We start from the raw sequence: 16,462 nt of genomic DNA, 5'->3' as shown, positions 1-16,462 counted from the left end.
GCTCAGGTGCGACGACCGTACCGCCGGGCTGCGACATTTTTCAGTCGTTCGCGGCGTGTGCCGGCCTGCCCCTCGACGAGTTCCCAGGTGTCGAGGCGGCTCGGGCCGTACGGGCCCTCCTGGAGGATCGGCGGCTCACCGGTGAGGCGGTATCCGCACCGCTGCGCGACGGCTGTGCTCGCCGTGTTGCGCGGGTCGATGCGCAGCAGCAGCCGGCTCAGATGGAGCGTGCTCCGGGCGTACGAGGAAAGCAGGGAGAGCGACCCCGACGCGAGCCCTCGCCGGCGATGGTGCCTGCCCACCAGATAGCCCAGTTCGGCCTCCTTGAGGCCGAGATCGACGCCGAAGAGCAGGACCTCGCCGAGGGGGCGGCCGCCGTCCGCGGTAATCGCGAGCTGGATCCGCGAACCGCCGACGCGGCCCTGGTGGGAGCGCTTGAGGTAGGCGATGCCGGCCTCCACGTCGAACGGCGACGGCATGGGGGTCCAGCGGGCGATCTCGGGCTCGTCGAGCATCGCGACCAGGTCGTCGAGGTCGTCGGAACGCCATTCACGCAGCACGATGCCGTCCCCCGTCAAGGTGATCGGGTACGGAAGACGGCCGGCCATGATTCCGATCCTGCCCGTAAGGGGCCGGTTGCAGCCAGTCTCGGTCAGTATCTGGCTCATGAGTGATTGCTCACCTCGCGCACGGGAACCCACCGACGGTTACTCATCGATATGTCGCCCGAGCCCGCCGCCGACCGCCGCCCGACGGTCGATCATGCGGATGGCCACGGATTCCGCACGCTCGGTGCCCAATGTGGACGCTGCCGTGTGGGGTGATCGGTGAAGTCGTACGGTAATCATTGTGGACGAACAGACCGTGACGCCGCCAAGGCGCGGGGAGACGTACGCCGGGCGGTCGCGCGCGCAACGTGCCTCCGACCGCCGCGAGCGGATCGTGACGGCCGCGGTGCACCTGTTCGGCACGCGCGACTACGACGACGTGACGGTCGCCGACGTCTGCATCGCCGCGAAGGTCTCCAAAAGGTACTTTTACGAACACTTCCGCGACCGCCAGGATTTGCTGATCAAGGTTCAGCACGAGCAGAACGCATGGCTGCTGCGTGGCGTAGCGGCGGCCGCCCCGCCCAGCCCCGCGAGTCTCGCCGACCTCTTCCGCCCGGCGATGCGCGCGCTCGTCGGGCTGCTGCGCGACAACCCTGAGGCGGCCCACGTCATCTACATCAACGCGCCACGCATGGAGACGCGCCGCCGGGGCGTCCTCCGCGAGGACGCCCGCTTCCTGGCGGGCATGTTGCGCCGCGTCGTGGGCGAGCCTTCCGACGAGCTTCGGTACGAACGCACGCTGCTGGCCCTGGTCGCCGGCCTCAGCGAGGTCATCATCGAGTGGATGGCCCACGACATGACCGGCGACCCGGACCTCATCGCCGAGCACCTGACGGGCGTGGCCACGGCCCTGCTCTCCGGCGTCCTCCGCTGATCGCCGAACGGCCCGGACCGCCGTGGTTGGACCGCCGTGGTTGGACCGTCGTAGCCGGGCCACCGTGCCGTCCGCCTGCCGACCGCCGTGCCTGGGCCGTCGTAGCCGGGCCACCGTGCCGTCCGCCTGCCGACCGCCGTGGCCGGGTCGCCGTCGCCGGTCGCCCTTCGATCAGGCTGCCTTGCGGCCGGCGACGACCGTGCGGGTGGTGCGCACGACGAGGTCGTCACGGTCGCGGATGCCCTTGACGATGGCTTCGAGCTGCCGCAGATCGTCCGCGGCGAGGCGGTCCTCGAGCCGGTGCACCCCACGCTCCAGCGAGATCTCGGCATAGCGGCCGGCAGCGGCGGGCAGCGGCGGCCGCAGGTCGATGTCGAAGCGCCGGTTCGCCTCGACGGTGAAGCCGGCCTCCGCCAGCAGCGCCGACCAGTCCTCGTGCATGTGCAGCCCGTGCTCGGCCCGCATCTTGTCGAGCTCGGCGTGGACCCGCCCCTCCAGCTCGGCCTCGGCCCCGTCCGGCAGGAAGCGCGGGAACGAGTCGAGCTCGCTGACCACGAGCACGCCGCCCGGCTTGAGCGTCGCCAGCGCCTGCCGAAGCCCCTGCGCCGGGTCGGCGAGGTGGTGCAGCGAGGCCGACGCCCAGATCAGGTCGGCCGGCCCCAGCTCGCCGGGCCACGGCTGATCGAGGTCCGCGACCACCGTACGAACCCGTTTGTCCGTGATATGCCCGAGAATCTCCTCGTCGACGTCGACCGCCACCACCTCGGCCTCCGGCATCGCGCGCAGGAGGAGGCGGCTGCCCACCCCCGTGCCGGCGCCCAGGTCGACGATGCGCGGCCGAGCGGGGACGAGCGACGCCACCCAGGTGACGACCTCGTCGTGGTAGTCGTGCAGCACCTCGGCGTCGAGGTTGAGCATCTCGGCGAAAGCGGTATGTGCCATGCGTCGAAGGTAGCCGAACCTTGCGTCAGCGACATACCATCTTGCGTATGACGCAAGACGGTGAGTTGGACGCCCTCGTCCGGCAGCGCATCCGCGGCCTGCGGATCGCCCGCGGCTGGTCGCTGGACGAGCTGGCGGCCCGCTGCTACCTGAGCCCGTCCACGCTCAGCCGCATCGAGACCGGCCACCGCCGGATCGCCCTCGACCAGCTCGCTCCCATCGCGAGGGCGCTGAGCATCACCCTCGACCAGCTAGTCGAGTCGGGAACCGACGACGACGTGGTGATCCGCCCTCACCGCGACGACGCCCGCGGCATCACCACCTGGCTCCTCTCCCACGAGAGCAACCAGACCGTGGCCAAGCTCCGCGTGACCCGCGCCGTCCCGAAGGACCTGCGCGTCCACCCGGGCCGCGACTGGTTCACGGTCCTCTCGGGCACGATCGTGCTCCGTCTGGGCGAGCGCACCATCACCGTCCGCGCGGGAGAGGCGGCCTCGTTCTCCACGATGGTCCCGCACGCCTTCGGCGCCATCGACGGCCCCGCCGAGGTCCTGTGCATCCTCGACCACGAGGGCGAACGCTCCCACCTGGCGTCATAGACCAGCGCGAACGCTCCCACCTGGCGTCGCAGACGAGCACGAACGCTCGCGCCCAGCGCCGCTGACCCGGCGAACACTCTCCGCCGACATCATGGGCTCAGGCGAACGCTCCCACCCGACGCCACAGGCCGGGCGGAAGTCTCCTGCTTGCGCGACCGCGTCCGGGGACATACCGCGTTGATGGGTCATAGGCGGCTCGCAGTGATTTCCAGGCCGACAGCGCGGAGGCGGTCGACCAGAGCGTCGCCGAGCGCGGTGGCCGGGGTCAGGACGCCGCCCTCGCCCTCGGGCCGGTCGAGAAGCAGCGCGAGGGCGCTCTCACCCAGCATCACGGCCGTGCCGCCGTATCCGGGGTCGCTGTCGGCGCGGAAACGGGCCGTGTAGCGGGCACCGGTCGTGGTGCGGCCGAAGAAGTCGCAGGTGAAGTGGCCCTTCTCGGCCGGCCCCTGCCCCGGCTTGGGCAGCATCCGGTCGAGCACGAACCGCGTCGGCGGCATCATCAGCCCGGCGACCAGCGCCCCGAAGCCGAGCTTGACGCCGTTCGCGAGCAGCGGCGACAACGGCGACGTGCCCACGCTCATCAGCTCCCGGTAGCGGAAGCCGCGCCCGTACTCGTATCCGCGCAACGCGTTGCTGCGCCGCACCACCCGCGTGTTGTAAGACGCCATGAAGAACGGCGCGAGCGTCCCCCGCAACCGCGGATCGACGCTCTCCCCGCGGACGGTGGCGATGTCCGATTGCCGCCCGAGGTCGGGCTCGGCGCTGCGGTCGGGGCTCAGGGAGTAGGGCCCGCCGGCGATCCGCCGCTGCGACGGATCTCGCTTGATCGTGTCGAGCTGGTGCCGCAGCGAGTCGATCGTGCCGCCGCTGACCCCGCCGCGCAGGCTGGTCACGACCATCGCGGTGTCGGTCAGCTCGCCCGCGCCGTCGTTGCGCACGGCCTGGTGCAGCACGTGCACACCCAGGTCGGACGGGATCGAGTCGAAGCCGCACGAGTGCACGATACGGGCGCCGGTGGAACGCGCGACCTCGTGGTTGTCGTCAATGCTCCGCCGCGCGAAAAGCACCTCGCCGGTCAGGTCGAGATAGTCGGTCCCCGCCCTCGCGCAGGCGTCCACCAGGGGCTTGCCATATTTGGCATACGGCCCCACGGTCGTCACGAGAACCCGCGTCGAACCCGCTACCCGAGCGACCGCATCGGCATCCGCGGCGTCCGCCACCAGGGTCGGCCATTCGACGCCGAGGCGGCGTTTCACAGCGTCGAGTTTGCTTTCGGATCGCCCGGCCAGCGCGATCCGCACGCCCTCCGGAGAATGCTCGGCAAGATGCCGCGCCACCAGCGCGCCGACGAACCCGGTAGCGCCGTAGACGACGATGTCGTGATCGCTCATGGTTGCCGATTCTCCAACATGACCCCGAAATGCGCCCGACACGATAATGTCGATCTCGCCTATTCCTATAAGAATCCGGCCGGCATCCTTGCATGGTTGCCGCCGGTCCGTGCGGGCGGAACGCCTAATCCTGCCGCCGTCCGACCGGAACACATACCCACGGCATGGAGCGGGGGACCCGAGTTCTCCGGCGCCTCCGCGCGCCTCGGGGTGAAGCCGCACACGCGGCCGGGCACCTCAGCCCGAACCCGACAGCTGACCTCGCAGGCGTGGAGGGTTCTCTGTCATGGCAAGCATGTGCAAACCTGCCCGCTTCGCGCTGGGCCTCGCCGCCGCAGGCGCCACCCTGGTAACAGCAGCCCCGGCGCCGGCCTCGCCGAAACCGGCATTCGCCGCGTCCAACCCCGCGCTCGCCGCCGCGAAGCCGGCCCTCGCAGCGTCGAATCCAGCCCTCGCCGCGTCGAATCCAGCGCTAACCGCGTCGACTCCCACGCTCGCCGCGTCGAAGTCAGCGCTCGCGAAAGGCGGCTCCGTCAACTGGGACGCCATCGCTCAGTGCGAATCCGGCGGCAACTGGAGCATCAACACCGGCAACGGCTACTACGGCGGTCTGCAATTCAGCCGCAGCACCTGGCGCTCCCACGGAGGCCACCGTTTCGCCCGCACCGCCGACCAGGCTTCCCGGGCCGAACAAATCCACATCGCGGAGCGGGTCCGCCAAACCCAAGGCTTGGGCGCTTGGCCGACTTGCGGCCGAAAAGCCAGTTCTACCCGCCAATACCGCGCCACAAACACAGAGGGCGCCGCCAGTCGTTCAGCCACCCGGAAATTCACCTCCAAAGCCCTATCCACAGCGCTGTCCACAGCCACGTCGACCGGCCGCTACTACGTAGTTCGCCCCGGCGACACCCTGGCCTCCATTGCCGCCAAGACCGAGATCAAAGGCGGCTGGCGTGCCCTCTACCGCTTGAACAGGGCAGCCCTGAGCAACCCGCACCGCATCTATCCGGGGCAGCCCCTGGCGTTGTAACAGCGCGGCTCAGGTCGCCGTCACAACCGATCCGCCTCGCTTCGACACCTCGCCGACAGCCTCGGCGGTCGTGCGAAGAACAGTGCCCAGGCCGGCGATCTCGCGGAAAGCCTGATCGCCGGCCTGGGACACGGCGTCGGTGACGAGCACGACTCGGAAGTCACGCTCGTGCGCCTCGATGATGCTGGCGCGCGGACAATTGGGCAGGTTGCAGCCCGCGAAGACAAGAGTGTCCACATTGCGCTCGGCCAGAAGCTCCTCGAGCCGAGTGCGGTAGAACGCACCCCATCGCGGCTTGTACAGCACGCATTCGCTCGTCCCGAACCATTGCGGCTCGCCCCGCAGCAACAGCTCGTCGTCGAGTTCGCCGCTCTCGGCGACGCCGAGAGGGCCGTCGCCAAGAAGACCGTCGGCAAGAAGGCGGCCGGGCGAACCGGGCTGGGCGAACGCGGCTCCGCCCTGGACGAGGCTCCGGCGCACCCGGTCGACATCCTGCCCGTCGGCCGGGTAGAGCCGCACAATGTGGACGATCGGCCGCCCACCGCGGCGGAACGCCTCGGTAAGCCGCGCCAGGTTCGGCAGGATCTCGCTCGTGCCCGGAATCCCGAACGCGCCGTCGCTCAGGAAGTCACGCTGAACATCGATGGTGATGAGCGCCGCGGACTCCCAATGCGGCGCCAGGTGAGGATCGTCGGCCATGCGGCCACCGTCGCACAATCCTCTGCTCACTGCCATCGCGCCCTTGCTCACTGCCATCGCGGCGCGACGGGCTGGAACTCGGGCTGGTCGAGGACTCGCAGCCACGTGCCGTCGGGCTGGCGCCGGACGACCTGCGCCCGGGCACCGGAGCCGTCCCGCGGCGGCGTCGAGGTCAGCGCCAGGTCACCGCTGATCAGCGTCGGCAGAGGCTCCTCAGGCTCGATGGCGGGCATGTGCGGCAGCGCCTCCTCCCACATGCGGTGGATGGCCGCTCTGCCGACGGTCTGCCGGCCGGGCGGATAGGCCATCACGGCTCCTTCCTCGTAGAGCAGGGCGAGCCCTTCCGCGTCCTTCGCGTTGGCGCGCTCGACGAACAGGCGGGTCAGGTCTTCGGGGCGCCGGGCCTTCTCTCGTTTCGTCATGCGTTCAGCCTTCTCTGGGGCGTACCAGAAGTCCAACGCATGGTTTTCATGGAAGCTAGAATCCTCGGTTATGGAACTCCGCCAGCTCGAGTACTTCGTGACCGTCGCCGAGGAGGCCAACTTCACCCGGGCCGCGGCGCGCGTCCACATCAGCCAGTCGGGCGTCAGCGCGCAGGTCAAGGCGCTGGAGCACGAGCTCGGCGCCGAGCTTTTCGACCGCTCGGGCCGGATCGCGCGGCTCACCGAGGCGGGGGCCGCCGCTCTGCCGTACGCCCAAGCGGCTCTCGACGCCGCGGCGGATCTGCGGCAGGCGATCGACGAGGTCAAGGGCCTGGTGCGCGGGCAGCTCACGATCGGGATGGTGACCGGCTGCGAGGTGACGCCGCTGTTCGCCGGCATCGCGGCCTTTCACGAGGAGCACCCGGCGATCGAGATCGAGCTGACCGAGGCCGACTCCCGTCATCTGGTGTCGCAGATCCGCACCGGACTGGTCGACATCGCGCTGGTCGGGGTCGCGGGCGAGCCACCCGAGCATCTGGCCTGTCACGTCATCGCCAGGGAGCGGCTGGTGGCGCTCTTCCGGCCCGGCGAGACGGCGACGGATCACCTGCCGTTGGCGGACCTCATGGCGTACCCCCTCGTCACGCTGCCGGAGGGGACCGGCATCCGTGCCGTTCTCGACGAAGCCTGCGTCGCCGCCGGATTTGTCCCCGACGTGGCTCTGGCCGCGTCGGCGCCCGGGACCGTCGCGGAGCTCGCGTCGCGCGGCCTGGGCGTCGCCGTGCTGAGCGAGTCGATGGCCTCCGAGTTTCCGCACCTTAGTGCCGTCGCGATCGACGATGTACAGAGCCGGGCACTGCTCGCGCTCGTCTGGCGCCCTCGCACGAGCCCCGCACTAGCTGCGCTGCTTCCGCACCTCCGGCACGCGTTCGCTGTGGACAACGACGACCCTGTGGATAACCGAAAGCGTTGATCGGCGGAACCGGCTACCGTCGCCGGCATGACTGAGACACCGCTTCGGCTGAGGCTTCGAGAGGCACTCCCAGCTGCGATGAAGGCCCGCGATCGCGCCGCCGTCGCGGCTCTGCGGGCGACGCTCGCGGCGATCGACAACGCCGAGGCCGTCGAGACGGAGGAGGGTACGGGAAAGAGCCTGGCCATCGAGACGCTGCCCGTGGGCGCCGGTGCGACGGAGGCGGCCCGTCGCGTGCTGACCGAGCAAGACGTGGAGAGGATCGTCCGTGGCGAGGCGGACGAACGGGAGCGTGCGGCCGCGGAGTATGCGGATCTGGGCCGTCCGGAGCGCGCCGAGCAGCTCCGCGCGGAGGCGGGCGCTCTGCTCGCCCACCTCGACGGCTGACGGGCGATCTGGTCAGCGCAGGGCCAGAGCGTCGTACTGGATGCGGGTCGCCGGCACCCGCAGGGCCTCCAGACGGCCCAGGGTGGCCTCGAGCATCGGCCGAGGGCCCGAGACATAGAAGTCGTGATCGCGCCACGGGCCCCGCGCGGAGACGACCTCGGCCACGTCGGACGTCGTGCGCACGATCGTCAGCCAGGGATGACGGTCGGCGAGGCGGTCCATCGCGCAGCGGTCGTAGAAGCTGCCGTCGTCGCGCTCACCTCGGAAGAGGTGGATCCACCTTGTGCGGTTGTACCTTGACAACTCATCGATGAGCGCCTTGGCCGGCGCGAGGCCCGTGCCTCCGGTGACAAATACAAGATCTCTGCGGGAGTACGGGTCGAGCACCATCGTCCCGCGGGGTGCGCCGAGGCGGAGCGTGTCGCCCGGTTTGAGCCGCTGGACGAGCGCGGCCGACACCCCGGACGGCGACCCGGCGCGCACATGAAACTCGAGCACCCGGTCGAGCCGTGGGGCGTTGGCCATCGAGTACGGCGACGACTGCCACGGCCGGTACGGGCACTCGATCTCCACGTGCTGCCCGGCCCGGAACGGCATCGCGCGCCGGGTGCGGCACGTGAAGACCACGACGTCAGGCCCGCGACGCTCGTGGGTGAGCACTTCCGCGGGCCACCACTGCGCGACCGACACCCACGAAGGGTCACCGATCGCTCGGGTCGGCGCGACGGACACCGTGTGCGAGACGCGCGGCGCTACGCGGCGAGCTCCGACAAGTCCACCTCAGGGGAGGACAGCCGCGCCCGGTCGGCCGGGGAGCCGGAGCGGATCAGCGCGTCGATCTTGTCGGCCACGTCCCAGGTGTTGACGTTCATGCCTGCGACGACCTTGCCGTCGACCAGCCAGAAGGCGATGAACTCGCGACTCGCGAGATCGCCGCGCACCACCACCTCGGCGTCGGCCGGCGCCGAGCCGGTGTATTCCATGCCCAGGTCGTACTGGTCCGTGAAGAAGAACGGCAACCGGTCGTAGACGACCTCTTCGCCGAGCATGGCCCGGGCCGCCACCGGGCCGCTGCGGACGGCGGTGTCCCAGTGCTCCACGCGGAGGCGCCGCCCGAGCAGCGGGTGGTCGATGTTGGCGATGTCGCCCGCCGCGAAGATGGCCGGGTCGCTGGTCGCGAGCCGCGACGAGACCAGCACGCCGTTCAACACGTCGAGGCCGGCATCCGCGGCCAGCGCGACGTTCGGCGTCACGCCGATGCCCGCCACCACCACGTCTGCCGGCAGCGTGGTGCCGTCCGTGAGACGGACCGCGTCGGCGGTCACCTCGGCCACGTGGGCGTTCATGCGCAAGTCGGTGCCGTTCGCCCGGTGGAGGTCGGCGAAGACCTGGGCGATCTCGTCGCCGAGGATCTTCTGGAGCGGCAGCGCCGACGTGCCGACCACGGTGACCTGGGCGCCCCGGCTGCGCGCGGCGGCGGCGACCTCCAGGCCGATCCAACCGGCGCCGATCACCACCACGCGGGAGTCCTTGGTGACGGCCTCGTCGATCCGGTGCGAGTCCTGGAGGGTGCGGAGCAGGAGCGCGCGCTCGCCGCCGGGCACGTCGAGCGGGCGCGGTGTCGAGCCGGTCGCCAGCAGCAGGCGGTCGTAGTCGACCTCGTCGCCGTTGTCGAGCCGCACCGACCTGGTGGTGCGGTCGAGCGCGGTGGCCGTGGCACCGAGGCGCAGGTCGACGTCGTGGTCGGCGTACCACTCGGCCGCGTGGACGAAGACGCTCTCGGGTGCGTCGTTGCCCAGGAGCAGGCCCTTGGAGAGCGGCGGGCGCTCGTACGGCCGGACGGTCTCGGCGCCGATCAGGGTGACCGGGCCGCCGTAGCCGGACTCTCGCAGGGTCTCGACCGCCTTGGCGCCGGCCAGGCCGCCACCCACCACGACATAACTCATGGGGTCATCATTGCCGAGTCGCAGTGGCCGGACCATGCGTCGGATGACGCGCTCTACGTGACGCTGCCGACGGTTTGCGCGCGGCGTGTGGCGAGACGCGGCTCGGCGAGCACCGCGATCAGCGCCGCCATCGTCACCAGGCCGCCCACCAGCGCCGTGCTGCGGACGCCGGCGCCGGTCAGCAGGGCGCTGCCTATCAACGCGCCGGCGGTGATTCCCACATTGAACGCCGTGGAGGTGCCCGCCGACGCGAGATCTGTCGCGCCCGGGGCGACCTCGAGGACCCGGGCGCCGAGCACGGCCGCCATGCCGGCGAGCATGAACCCGGCGCCGGCGCTCGCGACGACCGCTGCCGCGCCGTTCGCGCCGAAGGCGTACAGCACAAGCAGGCAAACGGCCTGGCCGGCGGTGACGACAACGAGGCTGGGCCAGCCCCAGCGGCCCACGACGAAGCCGGCGACGATCACCCCGGCGAGCCCGGCCAGGCCGCGGACCAGCAGGATCGGGCCGATGGCGGACTCGGCGAAGCCGCTCACGCCGGTGAGGAACGGGTTGATGTAGGTGAACGAGACGAAAGCGCCGGTCACCATCAGCGCCGTGGCGACCACGAGTGTCCAGTAGCGACCGGGATCGGGGGCGGTGCCGCGGTCGGCGTCGCTGCGGCCGGGCGGCAGGTCGGGCATCAGGGCGACGATGACCACGAGGACGACCAGCCCGATGGCGCTGAGGGCGAGAAAGGGCACGCGCCAACCGGCCTGCTGTCCGAGCCACGTTCCGGCCGGCACGCCGAGCAGCGGGGCGGCCGAGCTCCCGGTGTACAGGATGGAGATTGCCCGTCCGCGCACGTGGGGCACGAAGAGCGAGGCGGCGGCCGGGGTGACGATCGCCCAGAAGACCGCCTGGCTGAGGGCGATCGCGACGCGCGCGGCGAGCAGCGAGCCGTAGCTCTGCGCCAATGCCGAAACGGCCGTCGCCACGGCGAAGACCCCGAGGAGCACGCCGAGAAGGCGGCGCCGTGACCATCTGTGGGCGAGCTTGGTGAGCGGCACGGTGGCCACGACCACGACGAAGCCGTACGCGGTGACGAGCAGGCCGACCGCGGAGGTGCTCGTCCCGAGGCTCTGCGCGATCTGCGGAAGAAGCCCGATCGGCAAGGTCTCGACGGTGACGTACACGAACGTCGACAGCGCCAGCGCCGTCAGCGTTACCCAGGCCCGCATGCGGTTCCTCCTCGGGACCGATCATCCACGAGCGGCGGGATTTTTTCGCGGAACCACTTGGCACTCGGCGACCGACAGTGCTAAAAAATTACTTGTCGGTGCTGCTCACGAGCTCGCCGACCTCGGCAGAACTGATCTGAGCCGAGCGCCACGCGCTCGCCGGGCAGGCCGGCGGGCCGTCTCTAGGAGGTGGATTCCCGTGGTGCTGACTTTCGATCCTTTCCGCGAATTCGACCGGCTCGCCGGGCAGATGCTCGGTGGCGGCAACTCCATCGCGATGCCGATGGACCTGTACCGCTCCGGTGATCATTTCGTGCTCCACTGCGACCTGGCCGGCATCGACCCGGGCTCGGTCGACGTGGGTGTCGACGGGCGGGTGCTGACCATCCGCGCCGAGCGTTCGCCGCGCACGGACGAGGACGTGCAGTGGGTGCGACGCGAGCGGGCGACCGGCACCTTCGAGCGGCGGCTCACGCTGGGCGACGGGCTCGACCTCGACCGGATCGACGCCACCTGGCAGGACGGCGTGCTGACGCTGACGATCCCGGTGGCCGAGGCGGCCAAGCCGCGCCGCATCGCGATCAACACGGGTTCGCGTCCCGCCGACGACCGCGCTCTCGAGAGCGCCTGATCTCTGTCACTCAGCGCCCGGCGGGTGATGCACCCGCCGGGCGATTCGCCATTCCCTCGACCGCCGACATCAGCAGGTCGACGCCGAACGCGAAATAGCTTTCCGGGTCGGGATCGGACGCGTACGTCTCCCCGAACTTCACCAGCATCGGGAACTGGTCTGACGGCAGGCACACCAATTCGACACGGCGCTGGCGGCGCCATTCCGCGATTTCCTCCGGAGTCCCGTGCGGCGGGCCCTCCGGTTGCGCCAGCAGCAGGCCGATCACCCCGTGCAAGAGGTACGACGCGATCCAGTAGCCCTGCTGCACGGTGAAGCCCGCGCTCGTCAGCAGCGTCAGCGCGTCATTCGACGCCCGGGTGAAACTGGCCGTCCGCGACTTCTCCACCGACGCGAGCAGGTCGGGCAGCACCGGGTGCTTGCGCATGACCGCGAGCAGCGCCTCGACCATCGCGCGCACCTGTTTCTGCCACGGGTCGGCGGCGCCCCGATCGGCGCGGACGGTGGACAGCGCGTAGTCGGAGATGCCGAGCAGCAGCTCTTCCTTGTTCTTGAAGTGCCAGTACAGGGCCATCGGCGTGACGCCCAGCTCCTGAGCCAGCCGGCGGATCGTCACCGCCTCGAGGCCGTGCTCGTCGCCGATCTGGAGCGCCCGCTCGGCCACCGCGGTCTTGCTCAGCTTCTCCCCTGCCACTTGACAACCATACAACGTACAGGTGTCATGTACGAGGTACATGTACGTCGTACATGTGCGCTGTACACGTGCGTCGTATAGGAGCGTGGCATGGAGAAGAATCGACGGTGGTGGGCGCTCGTCGCGGTGGCGCTCGGCACCTTCATGACGTACCTCGACAACAACGTCGTCAATGTGGCGCTCCCGTCGATCCAGCGCGACCTCGGTCTCTCCCTCGAGGGCCTGGAGTGGATCGCCAGCGCGTACGTGCTGGTCTTCGCCGGCCTGCTGCTCGCGGGCGGCCGGATCGCGGACGTCCTGGGCCAGCGCGGGGCGTTCTACGCGGGCCTCGCGGTCTTCACGCTGGCGTCGGTCGCGGCCGGACTCGCGCAGAGCCAGGAGATGCTGATCGGCGCGCGGGCCGTGCAGGGCATCGGGGCGGCGCTGCTGACACCGGCCTCGCTGGCGCTGCTCACGTCCCTGTTCCCCGACCCGCGCGAGCGCGGTACGGCGATCGGCATCTGGGGCGGCGTCGGCGCGCTCGCCCTGGCCTTCGGGCCGCTGACCGGCGGCTGGCTCAGCGAGCACGCCTCGTGGGGCTGGATCTTCCTGATCAACGCGCCGATCGGGGTGGCGACGTTCGCCCTGGCCGCCTGGAGCATCCCCGAGGGGCAGCGGGGCGCCGCTCGCGGGCTCGACCTGCCCGGCGTGCTCTCGTCGTCGCTGGCGCTGTTCGCTCTGACGTACGGCTTGATCGAAGGTGAGTCTCAGGGGTGGACCTCGGCCTCGATCCTGGGCGCCTTCGCGCTGGCCCTGGTGGCGGCGGTGGCGTTCGTCGTCATCGAGGCGCGCTCGGCCAACCCGATGATCGACCTCGCCGTCTTCCGCCTGCGCGTGTTCAGCGGCGGTCTGCTGGCGATGGGGCTGTGGGCGTTCGGTGTCTTCGGCATCTACTTCTACACAGCCATCTACATGCAGAACGTGCTCGGCTTCTCTCCCACCGCGGCGGGGGCGGCCTTCGTCCCGATGGCGCTGGTCATGGCGGTGATGGCCACGGTCGCGCCACGGCTGGAGATCCGCTTCGGCGCGGGTCGCACGGTCGCGGCGGCCCTGGCCCTGATGGCTGCGTCTGTCGCGGGCATCTCCTCGTACGGCGAAGGCACCTCGTATCTGGACCTGCTGCCCTGGTTCCTCGTGTACGGCGTCGGCGGCGGCCTGCTGGTCCCGCTGAACAACGTGATCGTCGGCACCCTGCCGCAGTCGCGCGCCGGCATCGCCTCGGGCATGCTGAACGTCTCCCGCGAGGTCTTCGGCCTGCTCGGCATCACCATCCTCGGCGCGATCCTGACCAACCGCTCCAACGCGGCGACCGGCACGGAACTGCACAGGTACCTGGCCGGCTACCAGTTCTCCCTGGTCGTGGCCGCCGTCCTGGTCGCCGTCGGCGTCCCGATCGCGCTGTGGGCGCTGCGCTCCGTGCGCCCCGCCACCGAAGAAACCGAGGAGCGAGTTCCCGAGCTCGTCTGATCCGGTCCATACTCGTGCCTTGTGACGCCCAGGGAACCTCGCCTAGAGATCGAGTACTGCACCCAGTGCCGCTGGCTCCTGCGAGCGGCGTGGACGGCGCAGGAACTCCTGACCACCTTCCAGAAGGAACTGGGCGAGGTGGCCCTGGTCCCCGGCACAGGCGGCATCTTCGAGATCAAACTGGGCGACGAGCTGCTGTGGTCGCGCAAGGAGCAGGGCGGCTTCCCGGAGCTGCCCGACCTCAAGCGCATGGTCCGAGACCGCATCGCCCCAGGCCGAAGCCTCGGCCACACCGACCGCGCCGCCACCTCACCGGACTGAGCCGGGAGCATCACGCCACGGCAGCGGCTGCGGAACCCGGCGCCACCACCACCCGTCCGGCACCGGGCCGGTCTCGGCGGCCAGTGCACGCCCGCCGTCGTCCTCGGTCGCGGCGGTGAAGCGCTCATCCAGCTCGCCCACGGCCCGCGCGATCTCCCCGGGCGCCGCGGCCGCCAGCTCGTCGCGTACTTCCAGGTCCTGGCGGTAGTACTCGGCCGGGTACCAGCCGTCCGGCGGCCACCCCTCCTCGAGCCGCCTGATCAAGCCCTCCCAGGCGCCGAGCCGGTGCACGATGGATTCCTCGAAGGCGCCCCGGAGCCGATCGGTGACCGGCGTCGGCATCCGATATTCGCGAATCACCTCGGGCAATGCCGCGACCCGCAGCCCCGGCAAAGCCGGGAACGGGCGCTCGACGGCGTCGATCCGGTACGACGGCGTGTCGCCGGAGTCCTGCTCGTAAACGCGCGCCCGGGTGCGAGTGCCGTCGGGCGCCACAAGCCAAAAGGCGCTCGGCGGAAAAGGCAGCGCCTGATAGGCGACAACCGTACGAAGCCGCCCGGCAAGCCACAGCCCGGCGGCACTTTCGGGAGGCGGGCCCGGCACGACGTCGCTCACATAGATGTCGAGATGCCAGTGCAGCTCACCGAGCAGCGGCGTGACGGTGCAGCTGACGGGCGCCTCCCAGCGGCGGTCCTCGTCCCCGTCCTCGCCGACGTCAACCGATCCCTCGGGGAGCGAGAGCATCTCGGCCAGCGCTGCGGCGAGGCGCTTCCGGTCCAGCTCCCCGTAAATCCAGAATCCGTAGTTCACGGCACGTACGTCCCGTCGTAGATCGCCTTGGCTTTCGCCACCGCATCAGGATTTTCGGTGAATCGCGGGTTCCTGCTCAGCTGCGGCGACGCCGACAGGTCGCCACCCGCTCGAACGATCTCCTTGAGGGCGGCGTACTCATTGCGGTCGAGTTTGACCATACCGGTGCCGGAATCCGGGAAGACCGTGCCATTGGGCTCCACGCCGTAGGAACGGCCGTTTATCTCGTACCGCTGCGTTTCCTGATTCCACACGGCTCGGCCCGCCGCTATTCCCTGCACGTCGTCCGTTGCCACGCCTTCGTAGCCCCGCAGGTAGACGGTGTTGTCCTCCTGGACCATGCCGTTGCGGGCGCCCGTGACGGTGTGCCGCCGATGCGGAGGGTTGAGATCCGCACCCCTCGCGCTGCCGGCGACGGAGGCGGCCGCGGGCCAGGGCGGACCGTCGCTCGACGATGGCGGCGGGGGCGCGGAACCGCGCTCGGCGCCGACGCGGCCACGCAGGCCGGCCGCCTCGACCTCCGCGTGCGCGTCGGCGACGTTCGACGGGTCTTCACCGCGCCCGCGGGGCGAGGGCCGGCCCTCGTCGGGCTCGTCGCCGCCGTGCGGGCGCGGCCTCGACGTCACGGACCGGGCCTGCCGAAGGCATCCATGATGATGAGTCTAGGAACCGGCCGCCAGCGTCAGCTGCTCCTGCGGCGCAGGGCCAGGAACACGCCACCGCCCACGATGACGACGCCGGCGACCAGGGCGACCACCCAGATGGTGGTGTTGGACGACGAATCGTCGGAGACCAGAGCCGCCGGGGCCGCCGACGTCGCGGCCGTCGTCGGCGGCACAATCGTCGGCTCTGTTGAGGGGGACGCCGCCGCGCTGGTAGGCGCCGTGGTTGATTCCGGGGCCGCCACCGTGAACTTGTAGGAGCCCTTGACCGCGTGCCCGTCCTTCGAGATGACGTCGTACGCGACCGTGTAGACGCCGTTCGGCAGGGGCTCGAACGTGATCGTGCCGGTGGCGCCGTCGATCTTCGGGGACGAGGCGGTCACCGGGGCGTCGCCGCTGATCGTGATCTTTGTGGCGGTCGGGTTGAGCTTTTGCAGGAAGCGCAGCTTCACGCTCTCCGGGGCCTTCTTCAGCGTGGCGTTCTTGGCCGGGGTCGCCTCGGCCAGCGAGTTGTGTGCCCACGCGGGGGCCCCGGGCAGCAGGACCGCCAGGGCGGCCACCAGGGCGAGCAGCAGGCGGGAGGTCGTACGGCTGTCCATCGGTCGGCAGGTCCTTCTGCTAGCGGCGGCGGTCTTCTGGGTTTACGGATCCCCATCGTTTGTCGTTCACCGCGGCCCGCTGGTTCCCGCGTACGTCAGGGGGCGTAGGTGGATCGCCGCTCCGGGACGGATTCGGGGGCGGGCG

The 16,462-nt window shown here is 70.4% G+C and carries 20 protein-coding genes and 1 riboswitch; of the genes, 8 read left to right on the top strand and 12 right to left on the bottom strand.

From position 1 onward, the window contains the following. Positions 1-2 precede the first annotated feature (2 nt). Positions 3-608, bottom strand: coding sequence for a GNAT family N-acetyltransferase (locus tag Ade02nite_RS12745; protein WP_203761818.1), 606 nt, complete (start codon positions 606-608; stop codon positions 3-5). A gap of 241 nt (positions 609-849) precedes the next feature. Here Ade02nite_RS12745 and Ade02nite_RS12740 point away from each other — a divergent pair, with 241 nt between their 5' ends. Next, positions 850-1,485, top strand: coding sequence for a TetR/AcrR family transcriptional regulator (locus Ade02nite_RS12740; RefSeq protein WP_239168719.1), 636 nt, complete (start codon positions 850-852; stop codon positions 1,483-1,485). Positions 1,486-1,656: 171 nt separating this feature from the next. On the opposite strand, the gene Ade02nite_RS12735 is transcribed toward Ade02nite_RS12740, so the two are convergent. Continuing rightward, positions 1,657-2,427, bottom strand: a complete 771-nt coding sequence (locus Ade02nite_RS12735) for a class I SAM-dependent methyltransferase (protein ID WP_203761817.1) — start codon at positions 2,425-2,427, stop codon at positions 1,657-1,659. Positions 2,428-2,474: 47 nt separating this feature from the next. Here Ade02nite_RS12735 and Ade02nite_RS12730 point away from each other — a divergent pair, with 47 nt between their 5' ends. Next, positions 2,475-3,026, top strand: coding sequence for a helix-turn-helix domain-containing protein (locus tag Ade02nite_RS12730; RefSeq protein ID WP_203761816.1), 552 nt, complete (start codon positions 2,475-2,477; stop codon positions 3,024-3,026). Positions 3,027-3,211: 185 nt separating this feature from the next. Here Ade02nite_RS12730 and Ade02nite_RS12725 read toward each other — a convergent pair whose 3' ends face one another. Continuing rightward, positions 3,212-4,570 carry a saccharopine dehydrogenase family protein gene (locus Ade02nite_RS12725; protein WP_239168718.1) on the bottom strand — a complete coding sequence of 453 codons (1,359 nt, stop codon included), beginning with the start codon at positions 4,568-4,570 and terminating at the stop codon, positions 3,212-3,214. Continuing rightward, positions 4,542-4,702: riboswitch (cyclic di-AMP (ydaO/yuaA leader) on the top strand. (Overlaps the previous gene by 29 nt.) A 1-nt stretch (position 4,703) precedes the next feature. On the opposite strand from Ade02nite_RS12725, the gene Ade02nite_RS50265 reads away from it, so the two are divergent. Next, positions 4,704-5,447: a LysM peptidoglycan-binding domain-containing protein gene (locus Ade02nite_RS50265; RefSeq protein WP_275409902.1), complete on the top strand. Its 744-nt coding sequence runs from the start codon at positions 4,704-4,706 to the stop codon at positions 5,445-5,447. Positions 5,448-5,456: 9 nt separating this feature from the next. Here the strand turns inward: Ade02nite_RS50265 and Ade02nite_RS12715 are convergent, their stop codons facing one another. Next, entirely contained in the window at positions 5,457-6,146 is a 690-nt protein-coding gene (locus tag Ade02nite_RS12715) for a cysteine hydrolase family protein (protein ID WP_203761815.1), read from the bottom strand. A 47-nt stretch (positions 6,147-6,193) separates the two neighbouring features. After that, positions 6,194-6,568 carry a YybH family protein gene (locus tag Ade02nite_RS12710; protein ID WP_203761814.1) on the bottom strand — a complete coding sequence of 125 codons (375 nt, stop codon included), beginning with the start codon at positions 6,566-6,568 and terminating at the stop codon, positions 6,194-6,196. Positions 6,569-6,638: 70 nt separating this feature from the next. Between Ade02nite_RS12710 and Ade02nite_RS12705 the strand changes: the two genes are divergently transcribed. After that, entirely contained in the window at positions 6,639-7,541 is a 903-nt protein-coding gene (locus Ade02nite_RS12705) for a LysR family transcriptional regulator (protein WP_203761844.1), read from the top strand. Between the two features lie 27 nt (positions 7,542-7,568). Next, positions 7,569-7,928, top strand: coding sequence for a GatB/YqeY domain-containing protein (locus tag Ade02nite_RS12700; RefSeq protein WP_203761813.1), 360 nt, complete (start codon positions 7,569-7,571; stop codon positions 7,926-7,928). A gap of 12 nt (positions 7,929-7,940) precedes the next feature. Here the strand turns inward: Ade02nite_RS12700 and Ade02nite_RS12695 are convergent, their stop codons facing one another. From Ade02nite_RS12695 to Ade02nite_RS12685, 3 genes are all read right to left on the bottom strand, one after another. Beyond that, complete coding sequence (locus Ade02nite_RS12695) at positions 7,941-8,618, bottom strand: FAD-binding oxidoreductase (protein WP_203761812.1); 678 nt, start codon at positions 8,616-8,618, stop codon at positions 7,941-7,943. Positions 8,619-8,680: 62 nt separating this feature from the next. Further along, on the bottom strand, positions 8,681-9,874 hold the full coding sequence (locus tag Ade02nite_RS12690; protein ID WP_203761811.1) for an NAD(P)/FAD-dependent oxidoreductase: 1,194 nt from the start codon (positions 9,872-9,874) through the stop codon (positions 8,681-8,683). Between the two features lie 53 nt (positions 9,875-9,927). After that, positions 9,928-11,094, bottom strand: coding sequence for an MFS transporter (locus Ade02nite_RS12685; RefSeq protein WP_203761810.1), 1,167 nt, complete (start codon positions 11,092-11,094; stop codon positions 9,928-9,930). Between the two features lie 199 nt (positions 11,095-11,293). Between Ade02nite_RS12685 and Ade02nite_RS12680 the strand changes: the two genes are divergently transcribed. Further along, on the top strand, positions 11,294-11,725 hold the full coding sequence (locus Ade02nite_RS12680) for an Hsp20/alpha crystallin family protein (protein ID WP_203761809.1): 432 nt from the start codon (positions 11,294-11,296) through the stop codon (positions 11,723-11,725). Between the two features lie 10 nt (positions 11,726-11,735). Here Ade02nite_RS12680 and Ade02nite_RS12675 read toward each other — a convergent pair whose 3' ends face one another. Next, complete coding sequence (locus Ade02nite_RS12675) at positions 11,736-12,419, bottom strand: TetR family transcriptional regulator (RefSeq protein WP_239168717.1); 684 nt, start codon at positions 12,417-12,419, stop codon at positions 11,736-11,738. 90 nt (positions 12,420-12,509) lie between these two features. Between Ade02nite_RS12675 and Ade02nite_RS12670 the strand changes: the two genes are divergently transcribed. Continuing rightward, complete coding sequence (locus tag Ade02nite_RS12670; protein WP_203761807.1) at positions 12,510-13,925, top strand: MFS transporter; 1,416 nt, start codon at positions 12,510-12,512, stop codon at positions 13,923-13,925. A gap of 21 nt (positions 13,926-13,946) precedes the next feature. Continuing rightward, entirely contained in the window at positions 13,947-14,246 is a 300-nt protein-coding gene (locus tag Ade02nite_RS12665) for an Rdx family protein (RefSeq protein WP_203761806.1), read from the top strand. Here the strand turns inward: Ade02nite_RS12665 and Ade02nite_RS12660 are convergent. From Ade02nite_RS12660 to Ade02nite_RS12650, 3 genes are read right to left on the bottom strand one after another with little or no spacing between them, the layout of a single operon-like run. Further along, positions 14,235-15,056: a hypothetical protein gene (locus Ade02nite_RS12660; protein WP_203761805.1), complete on the bottom strand. Its 822-nt coding sequence runs from the start codon at positions 15,054-15,056 to the stop codon at positions 14,235-14,237. The genes Ade02nite_RS12665 and Ade02nite_RS12660 overlap by 12 nt on opposite strands. After that, positions 15,053-15,682, bottom strand: a complete 630-nt coding sequence (locus tag Ade02nite_RS12655) for a hypothetical protein (RefSeq protein WP_203761804.1) — start codon at positions 15,680-15,682, stop codon at positions 15,053-15,055. Before Ade02nite_RS12655 ends, Ade02nite_RS12660 begins: the two co-directional genes overlap by 4 nt. A 56-nt stretch (positions 15,683-15,738) precedes the next feature. Further along, positions 15,739-16,317 carry a copper resistance CopC family protein gene (locus Ade02nite_RS12650; RefSeq protein WP_203761803.1) on the bottom strand — a complete coding sequence of 193 codons (579 nt, stop codon included), beginning with the start codon at positions 16,315-16,317 and terminating at the stop codon, positions 15,739-15,741. Between the last annotated feature and the right edge of the window lie 145 nt (positions 16,318-16,462).

It is taken from the genome of Paractinoplanes deccanensis (assembly GCF_016862115.1).
GTDB lineage: Bacteria > Actinomycetota > Actinomycetes > Mycobacteriales > Micromonosporaceae > Actinoplanes > Actinoplanes deccanensis.
The sequence above is the reverse complement of the archived record's forward strand: the minus strand, read 5'-3'. Positions and strand labels throughout refer to the sequence as shown.